This window comes from Paraburkholderia atlantica (assembly GCF_000092885.1).
GTDB lineage: Bacteria > Pseudomonadota > Gammaproteobacteria > Burkholderiales > Burkholderiaceae > Paraburkholderia > Paraburkholderia atlantica.
Map to the genome: position 1 here is coordinate 1621649 of NC_014118.1, position 23751 is coordinate 1645399.

The window sequence follows — 23751 nt, forward strand, 5'->3', positions numbered from 1 at the left end:
CTGTGGCCGGGTCAGTGTTCGTTGCGGCCGTAACGACCTTCGACGTTCATGCGTTCCTTCGCATCGAGGAACCAGCGATAGTGGCCACCCTTCGAGATCGGCGGCACGTCTGCCGAGATGACGTACCAGCTTTCGCCGTCGTTCTCGGTCGCGTAAATCTCGCCCGTCGCGGTACCGGCGATGAGCATGATCTTGTCGTCCCAGTGATACAGACCCATGCCCTCGATGTTGCCGATGATTTCCTCGGGCATACCATTACGCATATGGTCCCAGGTGACGCCACCATCGGCGCTCTTGAGAACCGTGGCATTCGCCGACTTCCGTGCACCCCAGTCACGCGGCGCGTTGCCCGGGCCACCGAGATACAGCACGTTTTCGTTGCGGGGATCGATGAACATCGCGTCGGGATAACCGATGAGGTCTTGGCGCGTCATCAGGTGAACCCACGTCTCGCCTGCGTCTGCGCTGTAGTGCAGGCCTTCGCCGCCGCACATGAACATCTGTTTGGGATTGGACGGACGAACCAGCACACGGTGGTTGTCGTGGTAGAACTTGTCGTTTTCCGATTCGTAGCTACGCGGCTCGGTCCACGTCTTGCCGTCATCGACCGTCTTGAGCAGCGCGCCCTGTTCGATACAGATATAGAGCGTCTCCGGTTCGGCCGGATGGAACGCGATGTTCTTCACGTGCGCGACGTGCGGAGGCGGCGGGAACGTCCACTTGTCCTGGTCCGGCACCGTCATCATCTCGGGGATTTCGACCCAGGTGGCACCCAGATCGTCGCTGCGATAAAGCGCGGACGGCTCCGTGCCCAGGAACAGAACGGTACGGCCATCGCGCTCCTGTTGCGCCATCGTGTAGATATGCGTGCTGTTCAGCCCGTTGTTGGCCGGTTCCCACGTCAGCCCGAGGTCCTTGCTGACCGAGAGGCTGCCTTGGCCGTGTGCGCCCGCGAACAACAGACCCGCTTTCGGCACATAGAGCAGCGCGCTCACGTGACGATCTTCCAGCGCCTTGCGCGTGAGATTCCACGGCGCATTGGCGTCAGCACGCTCGAACACGAGCATGCCGCGAATAGTGGCGACCAACAGCGTCGTTGCCGCACCCTCACCGTGCGTGACGGTTCCACCGTTGGTGGTCAGAACTGCGATCATTTCTCCTCCCTAGGGGAATACCCCGTGTGATGTCGCCTGTTTTCCTCAGAAACGTAGCCGCTACAGCTTCCGCCAGACCTTGCGCCGAAGAAGCTTTGACTTTTTTCTGGTCAGGCCAAATAATATGCAAAAAAGAATTACGCGTCAAACGGCCCACGGAACTTTCGGTGCCCCGTGATTCTGACGTTAGAAGTTTTTAAACAAGGAAGCGTGATGTGTAATTCTTGCGCGCCGTTTGCGCGGTTCCCCGCGTTCTACGATTTTGGAGGTGACATGAGTGAACAACTGAATGAAGTGATGACCCTGCGTTTGACGGCGATCAACTACCTGGCCCGAAACACGCTGGCCTTCACGTTCGAAGACCCTGAGGGCAACCTGCTGCCCGGGGCGGAACCGGGCGCTCACGTCGGAGTCATTTTGCCGAACGGCCTGACCCGTCAGTACTCGCTATTGGAATACAGCAACAGCCTGACACAGCGCTCGTACGTGGTCGGCGTCAAGCTCGATCCTCAATCGCGCGGCGGTTCGCGCTATATGCACGAAACGATGCGGGTTGGCGATCTGATCCAGATCGAAGCGCCCCGCAACAATTTCCCGCTCAACGAAGATGCCGGGCACACCGTCCTGGTGGCGGGCGGCATCGGGATTACACCTATTCTGTGTATGGCGCGTCGTCTGAAAGAGCTCGGACAATCGCCGCGTATCTATTACTCGTGTCGTGAACGGGTTGACGTCGCATTCGCCGACGAATTGAAAACCTTCGAAGGCGCGCTCGTTCACGTCGATGCCGAGGCCGGCACCTTCCTCAACATCGCGGACGTCGTCAAGAACGAACCGTCTACCGCTCACTTCTACTGCTGCGGCCCCGGCCCGATGCTCGAAGCATTCGAAGCCGCGTGCGCATCGCTGCCCCAGCAACAAGTTCACGTCGAATACTTCTCCGCCAAGCAGGAAGCCGCGCTCGATGGGAACTTCGTTATCGAATTGCGCAAGAGCGGAAAAACCCTGACGGTCCCGCAAGGCAAGACGATTCTCAACGTCGTGCGCGACGCGGGAATCCCCATTTCCTATTCCTGTGAAGAAGGCGTGTGCGGCGCGTGTGAAGTCCGCGTGCTCGAAGGCCAGCCCGATCACCGCGATGCCATTCTGTCCGAGCCCGAAAAGGCTGCGAACAACACGATGATCATCTGCTGTTCTGGCTGTAAGGGCGACCGTCTCGTCCTCGATCTGTAAGTAGAACAACGGGCGACGAAGTCGCCCTCATCTCACGTTAAGTCAAGGAGACAAGTAAGTGATTATCGATTGCCACGGTCACGTCAGCGCGCCCGCCGAACTCTGGGTCTACAAGGCACACATCCTCTCGCATCGCGGCGAGCATGGTCGCAAGATGCCGGAAGTGACGGACGAAGAGATCCTGCACTACGCGAACAAGAAGGAAATGGCGCCGGTCGGCCACATCGACATGCTCGATCGCGTGGGCACGAACGTCCAGCTGCTGTCGCCGCGTCCGTTCCAGATGATGCACAGCCAGAAGCCGGGCAAACTCGTGCACTGGTTCACCGAAGAAACGAACAACATCATCTCGCGCACGGTCAAGCTGCTGCCGAAGCGCTTCATCGGTGTCGGCGGCCTGCCGCAAGTCGCGGGTGACCCGATCGAAACCGTGCTGCCGGAACTCGAACGCGGCGTGAAGGAACTCGGCTTCAAGGGCGTGCTGCTCAACCCCGATCCGTTCGAAAACAGCGGCAGCGAAGCTCCGGGGCTGGGTGACCGCTACTGGTACCCGCTGTACGAGAAGCTGTGCGAACTGGACATCCCGGCGCATATCCACGCTACGGGTTCACACTCGGCTCGCTCGCCCTACACCGTTCACTTCATCAATGAAGAAACGATCGCGGTGTTCAACCTCGTCAATTCGAACGTGTTCAAGGACTTCCCGAAGCTGAAGATCATGATCTCGCACGGCGGCGGCTCGATCCCGTATCAGATCGGTCGCTTCCAGTCGGGTGCGGCTCGCGCGGGCCGCAACTTCCTCGAGGGTATGCGTAACCTCTATTACGACACCGTGCTCTACTCGGAAGAGTCGCTGCGCCTGCTGATCAAGACCGTGGGTGCCGATCGCTGCCTGTTCGGCGCCGAGTGCCCGGGTGTCGGCTCGGCTATCAATCCGGATACGGGTCGCACGTTCGACGACATCAAACCGTTTATCCAGGGCTTCGACTGGCTGTCGCAGGAAGAGAAAGACAAGATCTTCTTCGGCAACGCTCGCGACTTCTTCAAGCTCGACCTCGCGGATTACAAATAATCCCGGGCGCTCACAGGACTCGAAATCATGGCAAAAATCGTACTGGGAATGGGGACATCACACGGTCCCATGCTCGTGACGCCGCCTGAAACCTGGGGCGCTCGTGTACCCGATGATCGACTGAGTAAGCATCACTTCGAGGGCCGTGAGTGGTCCTTCGACGAACTCGTCGATTATCGGCGTGCCGAGAACCTCGGGGAACAGATCACGCTCGACGTATGGAAAACCCGGCACGCCCAATGTCTCGCGGCTATCGAGGAGATGGCGCGGGTTCTCGCTGAGGCGAAGCCGGACGTCGTTGTGATCGTCGGCAACGATCAGATGGAAATCTTCGATACCGACTGCATCCCCGCACTCAGCGTCATGTGTGGCCCGACGATCGTGAACAACATGATCAGCCACGAGAAGCTTCAGACGATGCCCCCGGGTGTGCGTCACGCGATGCCTGGCTATATGCCGGATACCGCGACTTACTCCGCCGTACCCGAACTCGCGAAGCACATCATCAAGACCGCGATGAACGATCAGTTCGACGTCGCAGCCCTTCAGTGTCTGTCGGAAACGGAAACGCCGCATGCGTTCGGCTTTGTGTTCCGTCAGTTGATGAAGGATCAGGTGATCCCGACCGTGCCGGTGCTCGTCAACACGTTCTACCCGCCGAATCAACCGACCGTTGCCCGCTGCCACGCGTTCGGCCGCTCGATTGGTCGTGCTATCCAGTCGTGGGACACGGATGCACGCGTCGCCGTCATCGCCTCGGGTGGTCTGACGCACTTCGTGATCGACGAGCGCGTTGACCAATTGGTCCTCAGCGCGATGAAGAACCATGATTTTTCGCCGGTCTTCGAACTTGACGAAGCGATCTTCCAGGCAGGCACGTCGGAAATCAAGAACTGGATTCCGGTCGCTGGCGTGATGGACGAAATCGGCTTCGACATGACGGTGGTCGATTACGTGCCGTGCTATCGCAGTGAAGCCGGTACCGGCAACGCGATGGGTTTCGTCTACTGGAAGTCGCCAGACCAGGAATAAGGATTAGCAAAGATATGAAGAGCAAAGACGAATACGTCCACCGCCTTCGGCGACTGGACTGCTGTGCCGTCTCGGATGCGCTGGACAAACTCGGTTTGACCGGCGTCGTCAGCGGTGTGCAGCAGGCTTCGGGCACCAAGCGTATCGCGGGTCGCGTGATCACGATGAAACTCGGTGTCGGTGATCCGCCGCCGGGCCCGCCGCGGCACCTCGGCACCACCGCTATCGAACTCGGCGGCACCGACGACGTGATCGTTGTCGAGCAGCGCACTGGCATCGAAGCCGGTTCGTGGGGCGGCATCCTGTCGTTGGGCGCCAAGGTTCGCGGCATCGCTGGCGTGATCGCCGACGGTCCTGTCCGTGATATCGACGAATCCCGCGAGATGGATCTGCCGGTCTTCGCCAATGCGTTCACCGCCCGCACTGCCCGAGGTCGCATCGTCGAGAAGGGCGTCAACGTTCCAGTCGAAGTCTTCGGCACCGCCGTCGAAGCCGGTGATTATGTGATCGCCGACAGCAGCGCCGTGATCTTCATCAGCGCCGCCAATGTTGCGCGCGTGGTCGAGACCGCCGAGTCGATCGTGGCTCGTGAAGCCCTGATGGCGAAGGCTGTACTGGCAGGGACCCCCATCCACGAAGTGATGGGCGGCAACTACGAATTCATGCTTAAGGATTAGTCATGTCCGAAATAGAACAAGACAAGAACGTCGCACGTGCAGCGAAACTCGAAACGGCGACGCTGAGCGACGCTCTCGATCGTCTGGGCCTCAACGGTCAGTGCAGCCGTATCAAGCCCCGTGATCCGTCCTTCCGGATGGCCGGCCGTGCATTCACGATCCTCTACGGCCCGGCGGCTTCTCCCGCAGGCACGGTCGGCGACTTCATCGACGACGTGCCGCCCGGCAGCGTGATTGTTCTCGACAACGGCGGTCGCACCGATGCAACCGTTTGGGGCGACATCCTGACCGAAATCGCACACCGTCGTGGCATCGCAGGCACGGTGATCGACGGCATCAACCGCGACGTCCATCTCTGCCTGTCGCTCGGTTATCCGGTATTCTCCAGGGACAACTGGATGCGCACGGGCAAGGATCGCGTGCAAGTCGAAGCCACGAACGTGCCGGTCAACATCGGCGACGTACGTGTTGCTCCGGGTGACCTGCTACGCGGTGATGCCGACGGCGTTATTTCGATTCCTAAAGAACACGAAGAACGTGTGCTCGCCGCTGCGGAAGAAATCGACGCAGCAGAAAGAGCCATTCGTGCAGCAGTCGCGTCCGGCATGCGCCTCGACGAAGCGCGCAAACAGTTCAAGTACCATCAATTGCAAACGCGCGCCACTGGGAGCAAAGCATGACCGGCCCGCGCTTCAACCCGGCAGAGACGACCCGCCTCGATATTCAGCGTCCGGACACCGCACTGATCAAGGCGGCTGGCAAACTACCCTCTGCCACGCTGCATGAAGCGGCCGGAAAGATCGGTGCGCTGCCGGCAGCGATCCAGCCTGTGGCACCCGGTTTCCAGGTATGCGGCCCTGCTGTGACCGTCCATTCACCGGGTGGTGACAACCTGTGGTTGCATCGGGCGATCTACGCCGCACAGCCGGGCGACGTGCTGGTCGTCTCTGTAAGCGAAGCGTATGAGCATGGGTACTGGGGCGAGATCATGTCAACGGCCTCGAAGGTTCGCGGGCTCGCAGGTCTCGTCATTAACGGGTGTGTTCGTGATCAGCGACTGCTGTCCGAGATCGGGTTCCCGGTTTTCGCACGCGGGCTTTGTATCCGCGGCACTGGAAAGGATTTTGGCGCCCGTGGCTGGATCAACGCACCGATCCGCCTCGACGACGTGACTGTTAATGCAGGTGACCTGATCGTTGGCGACGAAGATGGTGTCGTCTGCATTCCGCGCGAGCAAGTCGCAACTGCTATCGCAGCGTCGGAAACACGTGAGGCAGCAGAAGCACAGCAGTTGAAACGGCTCGAGGCAGGCGAAAGCACGCTCAGTATCTTCGGCTGGGATCAGTAACTGGCGGAGACGTTCGAGTCTCTCTCACGGGGCGGCCGTCTTTGGGACGCCACCCGTGTTTCTTTTGGTGTCACCAAATTTTCATAACCTGGGGGCGCAATTGAGCATCGAAGAATCTGAATTTAGGCGCGCCATGCGCAGTCTCACCGGGCACGTTTGTTTGATCACCACCGGTTCCGACGCCAATGGTCCACTTGCTGGCATGACGGCAACCGCCGTGACCTCCGTGAGTGCCGCGCCCCCTATCCTGCTCGTCTGCATCAATCGCGCGAATTCCTCGTTGGCACACGTGCAGGCGACCGGTCATTTCGTCGTCAATGTGCTGGCGCGCAGCGAGCAGGAATTGGCACAACGGTTTTCTCGCCCTATCGCGCCTGAGGAGAAATTCCAGGCCGGCACGTGGAATCGCATTAAGACCGGCGCCCCGGCGCTGGCCACAGCCATGGTGAATTTCGATTGCAGCGTCGAACGTATCGTCGAAATCAGCACGCATGCCGTAATTTTTGGCCACGTGGAGGCAACCGCTATTAATACGGACGCGAAGACTCCGCTATTGTATTCGCAGGGTTCCTACGGTGAATTTCAAACCAATAAGGCCGTCGATTTCCACGACATGCTTTGGATTTCGAACTGGGGGTCCGACTAATTAGCGCATTGGCAGGAGTATTCGCGTGGGCGTCAAATGACAAACAGGTTGCGCGATACCGACTGTTGATGTGAAAAAGGGGCACCGTGGGTGCCCCTCTGTTGATCAGGTCTCTCTGGCCGCAAGCACCGCCATCAAGCCGCTCAAAACGATTGAGCGCCCCTTTTCGTAAGTTGCGAGCAGCAAGTCTTTATCCTTACTCTGCAGCGCCTTCACCAATCGCGCCTCGATATTCGCACTGCGGTGTTCAGGGTTCGCTGAGATATCTGCGGCCAATGCACGATAGCGATCGGTCAATCGCATCAATCGCAGCACTTCGCGCTTAAGCACCTTGTTCGGCGACAGATCGAAAATCATGTCGTGGAACGCGCGGTGTTGCTCGATCCAGCCTTCGCGATTACCCGCACCGAGCAAATGCTCCAGATCCGTGAGCATTGCCTTGAGTTGCTTCATCTGCGCGGGCGTCGGCCACTCGATGGTCATCAGCAATTCCGCTTCAAGCAGTTGCCGCATCCGATAGAGTTGCCGTGCCTCGTCGCTCGACAGTTGGGCGACAAAGAACCCACGATTTGGATCGTGCTCAATGATGCCTTCAGCGGCCAGCAGTTTCAGCGCCTCACGCACGGGCACTCGGCTAATCCCGAAGCGCTCGGCAAGATCTGACTGTCGTAGTTGGAAGCCGGGTGCAAGCACTCCCCGGTTGATCAGTTTGCGTGTCTCTGCCGCCACCTGAGCCGGGAAATCACTGCCGTCCAGTTCCAGAAGTTCGCCGGAAGTCACTCGGCCTGGGATCGCAATCATATTCATTTTCGTATTATATCTCAGAATATTCCGACGCAAACGTCAACATCAACGTCAACGACACGCCGTGGCCCGGCCCTTGGGCCCCCGACGCTCGCCGCCCTGCGTATTGCCTCGGGCTCGCGAATTTCATTTGGGGTATTAGGTTGATACTTAACTGTATTACTCGACCGGTCAGACAATGTCTGCGGAGATGTCGCCCCGTTCACCTTGGGGAATGAAGCGTTCAAGTCGAGAACAACGAAATGAACCGACACCGTCTGCCGAGTTAAGTGCTGCTGTCTACAACTTAACCGAGGATTCCAATACCGTTTAGCATTTTATGTTGGCTTTGCTTTCAAATGCAATTCATGAGAGACGCATCCGATAAGGAAAGCTACGTTTGCGCCAAATCAAGTAGTTCACATCCGCAACGCCATTGAATACGCAGGGTTGCAAGCGCACCTCGAAAATTCGGAACAGGCTGCATAACAAAACGGCCGCGCTGCAAAAACAGCGCGGCCACATCACGAAAGGCCACGACCGCCGGCACTCTTAACAAGCGGACGAGCCGTCCGCTTCCGCCATTCACCGGTTCAGTTCCACAGCGTGCGGCCAAAGAACGTCAGCGTGCGGTCCCACGCCTGTTGCGCCCAGACCGGATCGTATTGTGTCCTCGCGATGCGGCCCGACCCAACCGCCGTTTCGTTCGCAAACGCGTGACGCGCCAGATAACGATGAAACTCGATGTCGACCTTCGCGTCGGTGAGTTTCTTTTCGAGCGCGTCGACGGTGTCGGCGGCGAAGAACTCGTCTTGCAGACCCCAGTGGCCCATCACCGGAACCTTGATTTTCGACGCGTCGATATAGTCGAGCGGCGGGAAGCCGTACCAGACGACGCCGGCCGCCACTTCGGGCACGTTGCACAGCGCGAGGAACGTCAGCGCGCCGCCCATGCAATAGCCGGTCACGCCGACCTTCGCCGCGTGCTGCTGCAAATACTGGACCGCGCCTCGCACGTCCTGCGTTGCGGCATCGCCGAAATCGAGGCCGCTCATCAGATGGTGCGCCTCGTCCTCTTCGACCGTCGACTTGCCGCGATACAGATCGGGCATGAGTGCAAAGTAGCCGGCTTTCGCGAGGCGATCGGCGACGCCGCGAATCTGGTCGTTCAAGCCCCACCATTCCTGGATCACGACGACTGCGGGCGCGCCCGCGGTTTTTTCCGGCTTCGCGAGATAGCCTTGTAGCTGCTTGCCGTCGGGACGGTTGAACGTGATCATCGAACCTGCATGTTGGGTCATCGGTCGCTCCTCGAGTAGACGAAACCGCTAGCATAGCGCTACTACCCCGTTTCCTGTTCTATCGGAACCGTGTCGGCGCGGTCGTGCTCCGGTTGAATCTGCGCATTATGTAAATCCAACCATACGACGTTAAACATCGGGAAAAACTCATTAACCCATTCGCCGAAGTGTGGTTCCACAAAGTCGATTGACGACGCTATACTCCACGCCATGCTTTCTGGATCGGCATTCGAACGGAGAGCAATCAGCGGAACGCGCTCTCAATCTTCTCGCGCTGAAAGCTAACGTTAAAGTACGACGCAGATCGACCCGCGTCGCGGCGGCCCGAAATACCGCACTGGGGCTGCTCTGCGGGTCCATGTCTCTCAGGTTCTGGCCATCATCCTCGGATGCCAGAATCTTTAGGCCGACACACTGTGTCGGCTTTTTTTTATTCGCGACGCTTTTGCGATTCCGACTCGCGCGACTCTCGTCAATTCACAGCCGCATCAAAAGTGCTTTCGACATATACCAATTAATCACGTATTGCGATGCGCGCTAGAAACGCTCGATCACACCGAATTGAACACCCGCCACAGGCGCACCCGGATAGGCGACCGGCAGCCCGGTCACGTTGACACCGCGCAGAGTGAAGCTCGAGTCGTCGTGGTTCGCGAGATACGCGGCGCTGAAGTACAGCAGCAGCGTGGGCGACATGCTGTATTCGAGTGCCGCGCTGAACTGGTCCGCGCTGCCGCCGGGCGTCGTGTAGTCGCGCACGTGCGCATAGCCGAGCGACGCACGCGCGTTGGTCGAAAAACTGTACTGCGCCGACAGCGAACCGCCCGCGCCGTGATAGACCGGCGCGCCGCCGTCGCCATTGAAAAAAGACAGCCATACGCGCAGCTTGCCGAAGGCGTAGTTCGCGCCGCCCAGATTCGCGCGCAGTGCGCCCGCACCGTGGGTCTGCTGGCGCGCGTACAGCAGATGCAAGCGGTCGAGCCGATACGACGCGGTCACGTAGTAGCCGTCGATGCCGTTGCCGTCCTTCCCGGACGGATCGCGCATCGCCATCATCAACGTCGCGCTAAAGCCGGCGATGCGCGGCGACAGATATGCAACCGCGTTGTTCGCGTATGGCGTGATCTTCGACAGGTTGTTGAGCCCCGAAGCGATCGTGCCGGCGCCGAACGCGTCGAGATCGCCCTTGAACGGGATATAGATCGGCGAATACTGACGGCCGAAGCGCAGTTCACCCCAGCCCCCGCTCGCGCCGATCCATGCCTGGCGATTGAAAATCGAGCCGGGCACCTGCAGGCTGCCATCGGTCGAGCTGAAGCCGTTTTCCAACGTGAACACGATCGCGTTGCCGCCGCCGAGCGGCTCCGCGCCATGCAGCCCGACGCGCGAGCCGCGATATGCCCCGGAATCCATGCGCGCGACCCAGCCCGAACCGGGGTCGGTGATTTCGACGCTCGTATCGATCACGCCATACAGCGAGACGAAGCCTGTGTGGATTCCGGAGGCGGCGCCGGCGCCGGTATCGATGTCGGTGACGGCGGCCGCGCCGTGCGCATAGAACAGCAGCGCGCCACCTATCCAAGCCGCTGTCACGCCGACGCTGATCGTCAAGGCTTCGCGGACGGTGTTCAGCAGGCAAGCCATGACGTGACGCAGGATGAGGTCCCCCAAAACGCATCGATCGGATATTCCGCGAGCGAACTTACCACGTTCGAGCGAGCCCATGCGGGCCGTCCAGTACGCTGGCGCACATCCCAACCATGGTGCATGCGCGCGGCAGCGTCGGTCGCCGTGTGGCCTTTCGCGCGAAAAATAGTTTTACCTAGGGAAAACCCGTATAATCCGCAAGACGTCAGACAACTTGCGTACAATCGCCGGGTCCCTGACCGCGATACGCCGTGCAGCGTCCAACCCGAACCGCCTTCTGCCCGATCCGTGAATTCCACCGCCCCTGCCGCCAGTTCGACCGCCGCCCCCGCCCCCGCGCTGCCGTTTCGCCACGCGCTTTATGCGATGCTCGGCATCGGCCTCGTCAATATGCTGGTCGCGCTAGACCAGACCGTCGTCAGCACCGCGCTGCCGTCGATCGTCGCCGAGTTGCACGGCTTCGAATTTTTCGCATGGATCGCGAGCGCGTACCTGCTCGCGTCGGTCGTCACGGTGCCGGTGTTCGGGCGGCTCGGCGACTACTTCGGCCGCAAGCGCTTCGTGATCGCCGCGGTGATCACGTTCACGGTCGCGTCGGTGTTGTGCGGCCTTGCCAACAGCATGCTGTTTCTCGCGATCGCGCGCGGACTGCAAGGCGTCGGCGGCGGCATGATGGTCGGCACCGCGTTCGCGTCGATCCCCGATCTGTTCCCCGATCCGCGCACCCGCGTGCGCTGGCAGGTCGTGCTGGCCGCAACCTACGGCATCGGCACGGCGACGGGTCCGTCGCTCGGCGGCTGGATGAGCGAGCACCTCGGCTGGCGCTCGACGTTTCTCATCAATCTGCCGGTCGGCGCGGCCGCGCTCTATTTCGTCTGGATGCATCTGCCGAACTTCCGCCGTCCGCACGAAGGCGAAGTAAAGATCGACTGGCTCGGCGCGGCACTCGTCGCGGGCGTGCTCGGCGGCTTGCAGGCGTTCATCGAAGCAGTGCCGAAGAGTGGCCTCACGGTGGGTAACCTCGTGCTCGGCGCGTGCGTGATCATCGGCGCTGTCGCGCTCTTCAAGTGCGAAAAACGCGCCACGCATCCGATCATTCCGCTCGATCTGTTCAAGGACGCGCAGCTCGTCACGCTATTCACGCTCGGCATGCTGTCCGGCTTCGTGATGTTCTCGCTGATCTTCTTCGCGCCTTTGCTGCTGCAAGGCGGCTTCGGTCTGTCGCCGCAGCAGGCCGGCTTGCTCGCGACGCCGATCGCCGCGTGCATCGCGCTCGGCAGTCTGCTGAACACGCGCATCGTGATTCACATGAAGAAGCCCACGCGCATTCTGACGATCGGTTTCGGCCTGCTGATGTTCGCGTCGATCGCGCTCGCATTCGCGAATCCCGACACACCGCACTTGCGCATCGTGCTACCGATGGGCGCGGTCGGCATCGGCCTCGGCTTCATCCTGAACAATTTGAACGTGTTCGGCCAGGAAATCGCCGGACGGGAGCGCTTCGGCATCACGACCGCGCTGCTTCAATCGACCCGCATGGTCGGCGGCATGCTCGGCACCAGCATCGTCGCGACTGTCGTGCAGCATCACTATCGCGACGTCGTCACGCGCACGATGAGCGTGCTCGGCGAGCCGGCCTCATCGCAATGGCGGCCGCGTTTCGTCGATCTGCGCATCCTGATCGACGATGCGTCGCGCACCCAGTTAATTGCGGATATGAAGTCGTCGGGACTCGATACGCTCGCGCTGATCGATAGCGCACGCGACGCGCTCGTGCAGTCGATTCATATGGGCGTGTGGCTGACGGCGGTGGCATCGCTCGCGGCCGCGCTGCTCGTGCAGCGGATCTCGCACGTGGTATTTCGCAAGAGCTGAGTGCGAGAAAAAGAGCGGCAAATAAAAAAGCTCCCCGATCCGGATGGAAGACCGGGGAGCAAATGGGTGGACGTAGAGACCCAATGCCATCACATCAGGCTCTCAATCGCATCCCAAGGATGACGAACGTGATTCGGCAGCTTATTGAATGGTGGCTTTCGCTCTGAGATTTTTCACCATCCTGTCGACGAGTTCCGCTTGGGCCTGCTGGTACAGCATCGGCTTCATGTCTTCGAACGACGGAACCTGCAAAGGGCGAGTGTCATCGACTTCGATCACATGAAAACCGTATCCGGTCTTGACCGGCATCCGCGTGTATTCGCCCTTGTGCAAATGCGAAACCGCGTCGGCAAACGGTTTGACCACCTTACTGGAAGTTATCCAGCCCAGATCTCCGCCGTTATATCGAGTGTCGGCATCGATCGATTCCTTCGCGAGGTCGCCGAATGACGCACCCTTGTTCAGCTTCGCAATGATGTCTTTCGCCTCGCCCTGATCCTTGACGAGGATATGGCGGACTTTATATTGCGTGCTTCCGCCTTTCGCTTTCATGTCGTTGTACATCGCCTTCAATTGATCGTCGCTGACAGGATTCTTTTTCAGAAAGTCCTGCATGTACGCTCTGACGATCTCGATCTCCCACGTCGCCTGCGCCTGCGCGAGAATCTTTTGCCGCGCCGCTTCGGCGCGTGCCGCGACTTCGGGGTTGCGGTCGAAGCCAGTTTTCTGCGCCTGCTGGAACAGAACTTCGCGCCGAATCAGTTCGTCGCGGACATGGTCCGTCAATTGTGGGGAATCGGAAAATCCTTGCGCATGCGCCTGTCCGATGTACAAATCGGCGTCGGCCTGAGAAACCGGTTTGCCGTTGACCGTGACGAAGGGCTTCTCTGTCGCACTCGTCGCCAGCGAGAGCGTTGCACCGATAACAAGTGCCAGCATCCGTCGTGATAGTACTTTCATTAAGCGGACCACTTTCGTTGATGTGTGTGTAACGCCGGGTCGGATCCTGATCCGACTCTGGCGCATTACTCGACTTTATTTAGTGATAGTTCCCGCGAGAGTCAGGCTGCGTGACGAGTTCCCGATATACACCGAGTAGGAACCGGTCGGCGTCGTCCACTGCTGCGCATCTTTACTCCAGGTGCTGAGCGGATGATTCGGCGCGGCGGGATCGATCGTGATCGACACCGTCTGCGTTGCGCCTGCATTCAGACTGACCTTCTGGAATCCCACCAGACGCCTGGGCGGCTCTCCCGCCGAGGTAGGCAACGCAACGTACACCTGCGGAACTTCCGCGCCCGCGACGGAACCCGTGTTTTTCACCACCGCGCTAACCGTGTAAGTCCCGTTTGCTCCGGTACTGACGGTCGGATTGGTAATCGTGAAGGTCGTGTACGAAAGACCATGACCGAACGGGAATGCCGGAGTTTTGCCCATTGCGTCATACCAGCGGTAGCCGACATTCAGCGCTTCGGAGTAGGTGACCGTCGCGCTTCCGTTGATCGACACGCCCGGGTATTGGTAGGGCGTAATCGAGTCCATGAAGCCCTGGCCGACCTGCGGGAACGTCACAGGTAGCTTGCCGGACGGATTCGCGACACCCCACAGCAGATCCGCCACGATGTGCCCGTCTTCCTGGCCGGGGAACCACGTCTCGAGAATCGCGCTCGCGGCGGATGTCCCTCCGGTGAGGATCGACGGATCGAGCGCTTCGGCGGCGCTGTCCTTCAGTACGAGCACGGTGTTGCTGTTTGCCGCGACGATGGTCTGCAGCAACGCGAGCGTGTTGCTGTTCCTGGCGGTACTCGAGGTGGTGATCGAGCTCGCCTTCGGCGAATACCAGTCGAGCGTATTCAAGTATTTGCCAGTGTCGAGCGTCAGGCCCGTCGAGTCGGTAAAGGTCGCCTGGTCCGCGCCTTCCTCCGACATGGAGCCGGCCATGAAGATCACGGCGTCGGCGCCGGTCGCAGCTGTCTTGACGTCGGAGATGGTGGCGGCCGCGCCGTCGATCGTGCCGGTCGAATTGTTATCGTCGACGAGCGCCAGATGGACCTGAGCACCGGTATTGCCGAGGTTGGATAGCGTGTCCTTGATGCCCTGCACTGGCGTAACGGTGTACAAGGCGACGACGTCGGAGCTGCCGCCGCCCGAACCCATCGGGTGGCCGACCGAGCTGCCGCCAGCAACAGCTTGCTGCGCATAGACCTGGGTCGTCTTGCCGACCACGAGGACATTTCGAACCGTCTTTTTCAGCGGCAAAGTCCCGTTGTTCTGCAGCAGCACGGCCGACTGTTCGCCGATCTGTTTCGCGACCGTGCCGTCAGCCGTTGCGTTGATGGCAGTCTGAGCGATGGGTCGATCGAAGATGCCCGCGCGGAACATCTGCGTGTATCGGCGCAGCAGCGCATTGTCGATATCCGAGGTCTGAATCTGTCCCGAGGCCAAAGCCGCATTCAGGTTCGCCGGCGACCAGTTCTGCGGCAGCGGCATTTCGTTATCCATGCCTGCGAGAAGGGTCGGCGCGGTACTGTGCGCCGCAAAGAAGTCCGACTGCACGTAGCCCTTGAAGCCCCATTGTCCGCGAAGCACATCGGACAGGATGTGCTTTTGCTCGCACATCGAAAAACCGTTCACCGAGTTGTACGAACACATGACGGCGCCGACGTTGCCTGCCTTCACCGTCATTTCGAACGGCAGCATATAGAGTTCGTGCAATGTCTGATCGTCGATGCTCTCCTGAATCGTCATGCGATTCGTTTCCTGCTCATTCGCCACCAGGTGCTTCGCCATCGCGATCATGCCGTGGGCTTGCACCGCCTGAATTTCAGCGACCCCCATCGTGCCGGTGAGATACGGGTCCTCGCCCATGTACTCGAAGTTGCGTCCGCCCACGGGCAATCTTGCCAGGTTCATACCCGGCGCTTCGAATACGTGCAGAGCCAGATTTCCTCCTTCGATGCCCACCACGTTGCCAAACTGGGTTGCAACGGAAGGATCGAACGACGCCGCCATCGCGATGGCTGAAGGTAGAGCAGTCGCCTTGGCGGAGCTGGAATCCGTATAAGCGGCAAAGCCTGATACGGACGGAGAAACGCAGTCGTTCTGGCCGATACCCACGGGCCCGTTGGTGATCCGCAATGTCGGAATAGCGTACTTCGTCAGGCCGAGAATGTGCCGCGCCCCGTAGCACTGCGGCAATTCAGGCAGGATGCCGGGATTTGAACCGGCCAATTGCTCTTCCTTGTCGGCAAGCGCCATCGCGGGGACCAGCAGTGCCGCGCGTGCTTCGGGAGAAAGTGACGTATTCATCCATGGCATGGTGGACGTCTGCGTCGGGGCTGGGGTCGAAGCCGCCGTTGTGTTCGGACTATCGCTGCCACCGCACGCCGCCAGAATGAATACGAAACTTGCGGCAGCGGCCGTTCTCCTCTGAGTGAATTTCACAGACATGTCTTTCCTCAATTGTTATATGCACAAATGCGAGACGCGCATCGGTCGTTTTAATGTGAAGGATTGCAATTCGATCTATTGCTGGTTTTCCGCTTGCTGCTACTCCGAGGCCCGAATCAAGCAGACATGCAGGCCTGGCTGGAAACTTCTCGCGCCCGACGCTCACATCAAGGCCAGAAGTGCGTTGGCCATCGATACGGGCACGATCTGCTCGCCAGTGAAGCCATCGTAATGATTTAACCGTCATCAGACGACTATGGTTTACGTTATATCCATAAAAACAATGACTTAGTTGCCATGCACGGACGTCTGATGAGTAGTAAGAGGCGAGCGAGACTGTCAGCGGCCGGACAACAAAAAAGCCTGGTGGGCCGCACCGTTCGTGCAGCCCGCCAGGCTTTTGATTGAGTTAAAGCTTCTTTAACGCACGAGACACGGGCGCTTGTTATCGAACTTCCAGTTCGGAATCAGATATTGCATGGCAACGCCGTCGTCGCGTGCACCGAGGCCGTGCTGCTGATACAGCGCGTGCGCCTTCTCGAGCTCATCCATATCGAGCTCGATGCCGAGGCCCGGCTTCTGCGGCACCTTGACCTTGCCGCCGACGATCTGCAGCGGATCGCGCGTCAGGAACTGACCGTCCTGCCAGATCCAGTGCGTATCGATCGCGGTGATCTTGCCAGGCGCCGCGGCCGCGACGTGCGTGAACATCGCGAGCGAAATGTCGAAGTGGTTGTTCGAATGCGAACCCCACGTGAGGCCCCAGTCATTGCACATCTGCGCGACGCGCACCGAGCCCTGCATGGTCCAGAAATGCGGATCGGCGAGCGGAATATCGACCGATTGCAGCTGGATGGCGTGACCCATCTGACGCCAGTCGGTCGCGATCATGTTGGTCGCCGTCGGCAGGCCGGTCGCGCGGCGGAATTCGGCCATCACTTCGCGGCCCGAATAGCCGTTTTCCGCGCCGCACGGATCTTCCGCGTAGGCGAGCACGTCGTGCTTGTCACGGCACAGGCGCACCGCTTCGGCGAGCGACCACGCGCCGTTCGGGTCGAGCGTCACGCGCGCTTCAGGGAAGCGCTCGGCCAGCGCAGTCACCGCTTCGATTTCCGCGTCGCCTTGCAGCACGCCGCCCTTCAGCTTGAAGTCGTTGAAGCCGTAGCGCGCCTTCGCGGCCTCGGCGAGACGCACGACCGTTTCCGGCGTCATCGCTTCTTCGGTGCGCACGCGCTCCCAGTCGTCACGCGCGCCGGCGTTGTTCGCGTACGGCAGATCCGTCTTGTTGCGATCGCCGATATAGAACAGGTAGCCGAGCATTTCCACTTCGTCGCGCTGCTGGCCTTCGCCGAGCAGTGCCGCGACGGGCACGCCGAGATGCTGACCGAGCAGGTCGAGCAGAGCCGCTTCCAGCGCGGTGACCGCATGAATCGTCGTGCGTAAATCGAAAGTCTGCAGGCCGCGGCCGCCCGCATCGCGATCGGCGAACTGCGTGCGCACCTTGTTCAGGATCGACTGCAGATTGCCGATCGACTGACCGACCACGAACGGCCGCGCGTCGTCGATCGTCTTGCGGATGTTCTCGCCGCCCGGCACTTCGCCGACACCGGTATGGCCCGCGCTGTCGCGCAAGATCACGATGTTGCGCGTGAAGAACGGACCATGCGCGCCGCTCAGATTCATCAGCATGCTGTCGCGGCCAGCGACGGGCACGACGCGCAGTTCGGTGACGACCGGCGTGGCGTTCGATTCGGTAGGTTTGGTGGACATGGGAAAAGCACCTGTGTGATGAAGTAAGCCGGCCGGCGGAAGCCGCCGCGCGCTGCGTGCGCGTTCGACCGGCCCGGATGAAAACTCGAATACAGAAAAACTGACGGCCGCATACGAGCCGTCAGTGTAGTCAATGCGCGTTGCCGCGCAACGACTCGGGCGAAGGCTCGCGATTGCCGGGCTTGTTGCGCGTCAGGAAGCCGGCCGCCGCCGCGAGCAGCGACGCGACGCCGAGGCCGTACAAACCGCCCGTGATCGAGCCCGTGTGCTGTTGCAGATAGCCGAACGTGGCCGGAGCGAAGAAGCCGCCGAGATTGCCGAGCGAGTTGATCAACGCGAGCACGCCGGCGGCGACGCGCGCATCGAGGTAGCCCTGCGGAATCGGCCAGAACAGCGACGACGCGGCCTTGAAGCCGATCGCCGAGAAACAGATCGCGACGAACGAGAACACCGGGTTGCCCGACGTCGACGCGAACAGGCCAACCGCGGCGATGACGAGCGCGACCGCGAGCCAGCCCTGCTGATGACGCCATTTCGCCGACACAACCGCGAAGCCATACATCGCGACCATCGCGATCAGCCACGGAATCGCGTTGAACATGCCGACCTCGAAGTCGGACAGGCCGCCCATCTTGCGGATGATCGTCGGCAGCCAGAAAGTGGCCGCGTAGATCGTCAGCTGGATCGCGAAGTACAGGAAGCAGAACAGCGCGATCTGCGGGTCCTTCAGCAGCTTCATCGTCGGTAGATGCGCGCCGCCCTGCGCTTCGCGCTCGGCCTGTTCGGCCGCGATCGATCGTTCGAGCACGCGCTGTTCTTCGGCGGTGAGCCAGTGCGCGTCGCGGATGTGCGACTTCAGCAGCAACCAGCTGACCACGCACAGCACGATCGAGAACCCGCCTTCGATCAGGAACATCCACTGCCAGCCTTGCAGGCCGAGGCCGCGAATCGACAGCAGCGAACCGGTGATCGGACCGGACAGCACCGACGCGAGCGCCGAACCCGACAGAAAGATCGCCATCGCCTTGCCGCGCTCTTTTTGCGGCAGCCACTGCGTGAAGTAAAAGACGACGCCGGGAAAGAAGCCCGCCTCGGCGACGCCGAGCAGGAACCGCAGCACGTAAAACGACGTATCGTTCCACACGAACGCCATCGCGCCCGCCACCAGCCCCCACGTGCCCATGATGCGCGTGAGCCACGCGCGTGCGCCGAACTTCTGCATCAGCACGTTCGACGGCACTTCGAACAGCGCGTAGCCGATGAAGAACAGCCCGCTGCCGAGCCCGTAGGCGGCCGCGCCGATGCCGAGATCGGTCTTCATGTGCGCGTTGACGAAGCCGATGTTCACGCGGTCGATATAGTTCGCGATGAACATGATCAGGAAAAGCGGCAACACGTTGCGCTTCACCTTTGCGACCGCCGATTCCAGCGGGTCGAGCGCGGTAGTCAGAACTGATGTCAAGATTTGTCTCCCCTGTCGGCGCTGTGGCCTGGTGGAACGCAGTACGACGCGACAATTGGATGCGAGACCCGCCGATGCGTCTGATACGTTGTCTGACGACAGTCTACCGCGTTATTTTTTTCAAAGCCAGTTGGGTGTTTACCCTGCCGGTATTAGACAGCTCCCTTGAAGTAACGGGAGACTCAAGCTTCGCAGGTAATAGTCCTGTTCCGGGATCTCAGTCGAACTAAGACGTCTGATGTCTTAATTGCCCGCTCGCTAGCAGTAGCTCATGCGCTTGCGCAAACGCCCCGCCTCATCCTCGCTCCATCGCGCGGCCGCACGGAAAAAATAGCCCGCGACGATGCCGCCGAACCCGGCAGATTCGAGTACAGTCCTGTGCGATACTTTGTTGGATCAGTCAACCAGCCACAAAAATGAGCAGCCTAACTGAAAAGGTGGTGGCCACCCTTTCCGATGAAATTCGCCGCGGGGCGCTAAGGCCAGGCGATCGCATCCCCACCGAAGTCGCGATGATGAAGCAGTTGTCCGTGAGCCGCTCCGTGGTCCGCGAGGCGATCTCGCGTCTGCAGGCAGCGAGGATCGTCGAGACGCGTCACGGTATCGGCACGTTCGTGCTCGCGCCCGCCGCGGAAAAGCCGATGCAGCTTCCCGCCGCCGATCTCACCAGCATGCTCGACGTGATGGCGATCATCGAATTCCGGATCGACGTCGAAGCGGCCGCGGCCGCGCTCGCGGCATCGCGGCGCACCGAACAGAACCTGAAGCAGATTCGCACCGCGCTCGACCGCTTCGAGGCTGAACTCGAGCGCGGCAGCACCGACACGCTCGCACACGACATCGAGTTCCATCTGCAGATCGCACGCGCGAGCGGCAACCGCTATTTCTTCGACGTGCTGAGCCAGCTCGGCCGCTCGGTCAGTCCGCGCACGCGGCTCGGTTCGGCCGAGATCGCGGAGCTCGACCATATCGAGGTATTGCGTAGCGTGCTCGGCGAGCACTTGATGATCTATCGCGCGATCGAGCGTCAGGACGCCGACGACGCGCGCGCCGCGATGCGCATGCATCTGAGCAACAGCCGCGAGCGTCTGCGTCGCGCGCATGACTTGACCAAGGCTGGCGTGTGACGCTATGCGGGGCTGATCGTCCGCCCCGCGACTCGCCACATAGCCAGCAACACCCACTCACTCCCCACTTCTAGATCGCCACCGCGCATCACATCGCGCAGTTATGCGTTGACGCGCTCGGGCATCAGCACACCGCGCAGTCAAGCGCACGTAGCGCCATCACGGCCGTTTTGCACCCGGGCGCACGCAGCCCCTAATTTTCACGATACGAAACGATGCCGCGCGTCGTAAAAAACCATGGTGCGTGGCACAAACGAGCCGTTTCACGATGTCCGGCGTCGTTGCACATCGCAAAATGAAACCCGCAACCCATTGTTTTTACGAAAATATTTTTAAGATAAAGAACGGTTGGACGCCCGCTTGCCAGCCGACTCGCTGACGTAGACTCTTTCACAAGAGCACGCGCTTCACGCAGTCGGATTCGAGAGGCCTCGCGACATGGCCACCAAAATCCCAGAGATTGCGCAGAAGCCATCACGAATCGCGGCTTTTTTATTGGTAACTGGGAGACTAAAAATGAAAGGCTTTCGCTTTGGTTCGACGCAGGGAGCGTTCTACATTCTGCCGGGTCAGGACGGCTGGGAAGCCACCTACGGCAACGAAACGCTCGGAGAATTCTCGAGCCCGCAACAGGCCGCCGACGACCTCGCGCGCGGCCTGAGCTGCGAGCATCTGTCCGAGCTCGACACGTCGACGCTCGAAATTCCGGAGAAGCTCGCCGACTGGGAAATCGTTCACGTATAAGGACGGATATGACCGACGGCGACGTAGCAGTGAAAGCAGAAACGACAATGGCGCCCGAAGGCGCCATTGTCGTATTTGCGGTCCTGCATGCGGCTTTGACCGCGGTTGCGCTGCGTGCTTACCGCGTGGCTTTTCCGGCCAAGCGCAGTTGCGGCCGCAACGCTACCGCATCAATCGCCCGCGCGGCCTCAAGCCACCGAATCGACGATCGCGTTCAGCGTCGCGCTCGGGCGCATCGCCTTGCTGGTCAGCTCGACGTTCGGACGGTAGTAGCCGCCGATATCCACCGGCTTGCCCTGCGCCGCGCCGAGTTCCGCGACGATCTTCGCCTCGTTGTCGGCCATCGCCTTCGCGACGCCCGCGAACTGCGCTTGCAGCGCCGCGTCGTCGGTTTGCGCGGCCAGTGCTTCGGCCCAGTACATCGCGAGGTAGAAGTGGCTGCCGCGATTGTCGATGCCGCCGACCTTGCGCGCCGGCGACTTGTCGTTGTCGAGGAACTTGCCGGTCGCCTGATCGAGCGTCTTCGCAAGAACCTGCGCCTTCGGGTTGTGATACGCGCTGCTCAGATGTTCGAGCGATGCCGCCAGCGCCAGGAACTCACCGAGCGAATCCCAGCGCAGGAAGCCTTCCTCGACCAGCTGCTGCACGTGCTTCGGCGCCGAACCGCCCGCGCCGGTTTCGAACATGCCGCCACCGGCCATCAGCGGAACGATAGACAGCATCTTCGCGCTGGTGCCCAGTTCCATGATCGGGAACAGGTCGGTCAGGTAGTCGCGCAGCACGTTGCCGGTGACCGAGATCGTGTCCTTGCCCGCGCGGATACGCTCGATCGAGAACTTCGTCGCGTCGACCGGGGTCATCACGCGGATGTCGAGACCGTTGGTGTCGTGATCCTTCAGGTACTGCTCGACCTTCTTGATGATCTGCGCATCGTGGGCGCGCACCGGGTCGAGCCAGAACACGGCCGGCGTGTTGGTCGCGCGGGCACGGTTCACCGCCAGCTTGACCCAGTCGCGGATCGGCGCGTCCTTGGTCTGGCACATACGGAAGATGTCGCCTTCTTCGACCGGCTGCTCCAGCAGCACCGCGCCGGCTTCGTCGGTCACGCGGACCACGCCGTTCGCCGCGATCTGGAACGTCTTGTCGTGTGAACCGTATTCTTCTGCGGCTTGCGCCATCAGGCCGACGTTCGGCACCGTGCCCATCGTGACCGGATCGAACGCGCCGTGCTTCTTGCAATCTTCGATCACAGCCTGGTACACACCGGCGTAGCAACGGTCCGGAATCACCGCCTTCGCGTCGTGCAGCGCGCCGTCGGCGCCCCACATCTTGCCCGACTCGCGGATCATCGCCGGCATCGACGCGTCGACGATCACGTCGCTCGGCACGTGCAGGCTCGTGATGCCCTTGTCCGAGTTGACCATCGCGAGCGGCGGACGCTGTTCGTACTGCGCCTTGATGTCGGCTTCGATCGCCGCTGCCGTTTCAGCCGGCAGATCCTTCAGACGCGCGTACAGGTCGCCGATACCGTTGTTCGGGTTGAAGCCGACCTTGGCGAGCGCGTCAGCGTGCTTCGCGAGCACGTCCTTGTAAAACACCGACACCACGTGGCCGAAGATGATCGGGTCCGAGACCTTCATCATCGTGGCCTTCAGGTGCACCGAGAACAGCACGCCGTTCGACTTCGCGTCGGCGATCTGCGCTTCGATGAAGCTGCGCAGCGCGTTCTTGCTCAGCACCGACGCGTCGATGATTTCGCCTGCCAGCACCGGCGTCTTCGCCTTCAGGACCGTGGTCGTGCCGTCAGCGGCGGCCAGCTCGATCTTCACGCTACCGGCTTGCGCGATCAGCGCCGACTTCTCGCTGCCGTAGAAATCGCCGCCGCTCATGTGCGAGACGTGCGACTTCGAGTCCGCGCTCCATGCGCCCATCTTGTGCGGATGCTTGCGCGCGTAGTTCTTCACCGACAGCGGCGCGCGGCGGTCCGAGTTGCCTTCGCGCAGCACCGGGTTCACCGCGCTGCCCTTGATCTTGTCGTAGCGGGCCTTGACGTCCTTCTCGGCGTCGGTCGTCGCGACGTCCGGGTACGACGGCAGCTTGTAGCCCTGGTCGCGCAGTTCGGCGATCGCGGCCTTCAGCTGCGGCACCGACGCGCTGATGTTCGGCAGCTTGATGATGTTCGCTTCCGGGCGCGTGGTGAGTCCACCGAGCTCCGCCAGATCGTCGGAAGCCTTCTGTTCCGCGCTCAGGTAGTCGGGAAATGCGGCAATGATCCGGCCGGCGAGCGAGATGTCACGCGTTTCGACGAGCACGTCGGACGAGCGCGTGAACGCCTTGACGATCGGCAGCAGCGAGTACGTCGCCAGTGCGGGCGCTTCGTCGGTCAGGGTGTAGATGATCTTCGGCGGTGTGGACATGATTAATGCTTTG

19 protein-coding genes are annotated in these 23751 nt (G+C 60.8%); 10 read left to right on the plus strand and 9 right to left on the minus strand.

What is annotated here, in order from left to right; translation table 11 throughout:
- Positions 1-11 precede the first annotated feature (11 nt).
- On the minus strand, positions 12-1154 hold the full coding sequence (locus tag BC1002_RS23330; protein ID WP_013092458.1) for a WD40/YVTN/BNR-like repeat-containing protein: 1143 nt from the start codon (positions 1152-1154) through the stop codon (positions 12-14).
- Between the two features lie 273 nt (positions 1155-1427).
- Here BC1002_RS23330 and BC1002_RS23335 point away from each other — a divergent pair, with 273 nt between their 5' ends.
- From BC1002_RS23335 to BC1002_RS23365, 7 genes are all read left to right on the plus strand, one after another.
- Positions 1428-2387, plus strand: coding sequence for a PDR/VanB family oxidoreductase (locus BC1002_RS23335; protein ID WP_013092459.1), 960 nt, complete (start codon positions 1428-1430; stop codon positions 2385-2387).
- A 58-nt stretch (positions 2388-2445) separates the two neighbouring features.
- Complete coding sequence (locus BC1002_RS23340; RefSeq protein ID WP_013092460.1) at positions 2446-3459, plus strand: amidohydrolase family protein; 1014 nt, start codon at positions 2446-2448, stop codon at positions 3457-3459.
- Between the two features lie 27 nt (positions 3460-3486).
- Positions 3487-4491 (plus strand): DODA-type extradiol aromatic ring-opening family dioxygenase, encoded by a 1005-nt coding sequence (locus tag BC1002_RS23345; protein ID WP_013092461.1) that lies wholly within the window; start codon positions 3487-3489, stop codon positions 4489-4491.
- A gap of 14 nt (positions 4492-4505) precedes the next feature.
- Complete coding sequence (locus BC1002_RS23350) at positions 4506-5168, plus strand: RraA family protein (RefSeq protein WP_013092462.1); 663 nt, start codon at positions 4506-4508, stop codon at positions 5166-5168.
- Positions 5169-5170: 2 nt separating this feature from the next.
- Entirely contained in the window at positions 5171-5848 is a 678-nt protein-coding gene (locus BC1002_RS23355; RefSeq protein WP_013092463.1) for an RraA family protein, read from the plus strand.
- Entirely contained in the window at positions 5845-6516 is a 672-nt protein-coding gene (locus BC1002_RS23360; RefSeq protein WP_013092464.1) for a 4-carboxy-4-hydroxy-2-oxoadipate aldolase/oxaloacetate decarboxylase, read from the plus strand. The genes BC1002_RS23355 and BC1002_RS23360 overlap by 4 nt, the downstream gene beginning before the upstream one ends.
- Positions 6517-6616: 100 nt before the next feature.
- A complete protein-coding gene (locus BC1002_RS23365) occupies positions 6617-7162 on the plus strand; it encodes a flavin reductase family protein (RefSeq protein ID WP_013092465.1) in 546 nt (181 codons plus the stop codon).
- 105 nt (positions 7163-7267) lie between these two features.
- On the opposite strand, the gene BC1002_RS23370 is transcribed toward BC1002_RS23365, so the two are convergent.
- The 3 genes from BC1002_RS23370 to BC1002_RS23380 all read right to left on the minus strand — a co-directional run bounded on the left by BC1002_RS23370 (position 7268) and on the right by BC1002_RS23380 (position 10890).
- Positions 7268-7969, minus strand: coding sequence for a GntR family transcriptional regulator (locus BC1002_RS23370; RefSeq protein ID WP_013092466.1), 702 nt, complete (start codon positions 7967-7969; stop codon positions 7268-7270).
- Between the two features lie 569 nt (positions 7970-8538).
- Entirely contained in the window at positions 8539-9246 is a 708-nt protein-coding gene (locus BC1002_RS23375; protein WP_013092467.1) for a dienelactone hydrolase family protein, read from the minus strand.
- 537 nt (positions 9247-9783) lie between these two features.
- On the minus strand, positions 9784-10890 hold the full coding sequence (locus tag BC1002_RS23380; RefSeq protein ID WP_041735128.1) for a porin: 1107 nt from the start codon (positions 10888-10890) through the stop codon (positions 9784-9786).
- 369 nt (positions 10891-11259) lie between these two features.
- Between BC1002_RS23380 and BC1002_RS23385 the strand changes: the two genes are divergently transcribed.
- Positions 11260-12768 carry an MFS transporter gene (locus tag BC1002_RS23385; RefSeq protein ID WP_018434889.1) on the plus strand — a complete coding sequence of 503 codons (1509 nt, stop codon included), beginning with the start codon at positions 11260-11262 and terminating at the stop codon, positions 12766-12768.
- Positions 12769-12909: 141 nt separating this feature from the next.
- On the opposite strand, the gene BC1002_RS23390 is transcribed toward BC1002_RS23385, so the two are convergent.
- The 4 genes from BC1002_RS23390 to BC1002_RS23405 form a co-directional block, all read right to left on the minus strand.
- Entirely contained in the window at positions 12910-13740 is an 831-nt protein-coding gene (locus BC1002_RS23390) for a peptidylprolyl isomerase (protein ID WP_238537956.1), read from the minus strand.
- 63 nt (positions 13741-13803) lie between these two features.
- On the minus strand, positions 13804-16077 hold the full coding sequence (locus tag BC1002_RS23395) for a beta-glucosidase family protein (protein ID WP_238537957.1): 2274 nt from the start codon (positions 16075-16077) through the stop codon (positions 13804-13806).
- Between the two features lie 561 nt (positions 16078-16638).
- On the minus strand, positions 16639-17988 hold the full coding sequence (gene gudD / locus BC1002_RS23400; protein WP_013092472.1) for a glucarate dehydratase: 1350 nt from the start codon (positions 17986-17988) through the stop codon (positions 16639-16641).
- Between the two features lie 130 nt (positions 17989-18118).
- Positions 18119-19450, minus strand: a complete 1332-nt coding sequence (locus BC1002_RS23405) for an MFS transporter (protein WP_013092473.1) — start codon at positions 19448-19450, stop codon at positions 18119-18121.
- A 416-nt stretch (positions 19451-19866) separates the two neighbouring features.
- Between BC1002_RS23405 and BC1002_RS23410 the strand changes: the two genes are divergently transcribed.
- On the plus strand, positions 19867-20577 hold the full coding sequence (locus BC1002_RS23410) for a FadR/GntR family transcriptional regulator (protein ID WP_013092474.1): 711 nt from the start codon (positions 19867-19869) through the stop codon (positions 20575-20577).
- A gap of 516 nt (positions 20578-21093) precedes the next feature.
- Entirely contained in the window at positions 21094-21321 is a 228-nt protein-coding gene (locus BC1002_RS23415) for a hypothetical protein (RefSeq protein ID WP_013092475.1), read from the plus strand.
- Between the two features lie 188 nt (positions 21322-21509).
- Here the strand turns inward: BC1002_RS23415 and BC1002_RS23420 are convergent, their stop codons facing one another.
- Positions 21510-23738 (minus strand): NADP-dependent isocitrate dehydrogenase, encoded by a 2229-nt coding sequence (locus BC1002_RS23420; protein WP_013092476.1) that lies wholly within the window; start codon positions 23736-23738, stop codon positions 21510-21512.
- Positions 23739-23751: the final 13 nt, after the last annotated feature.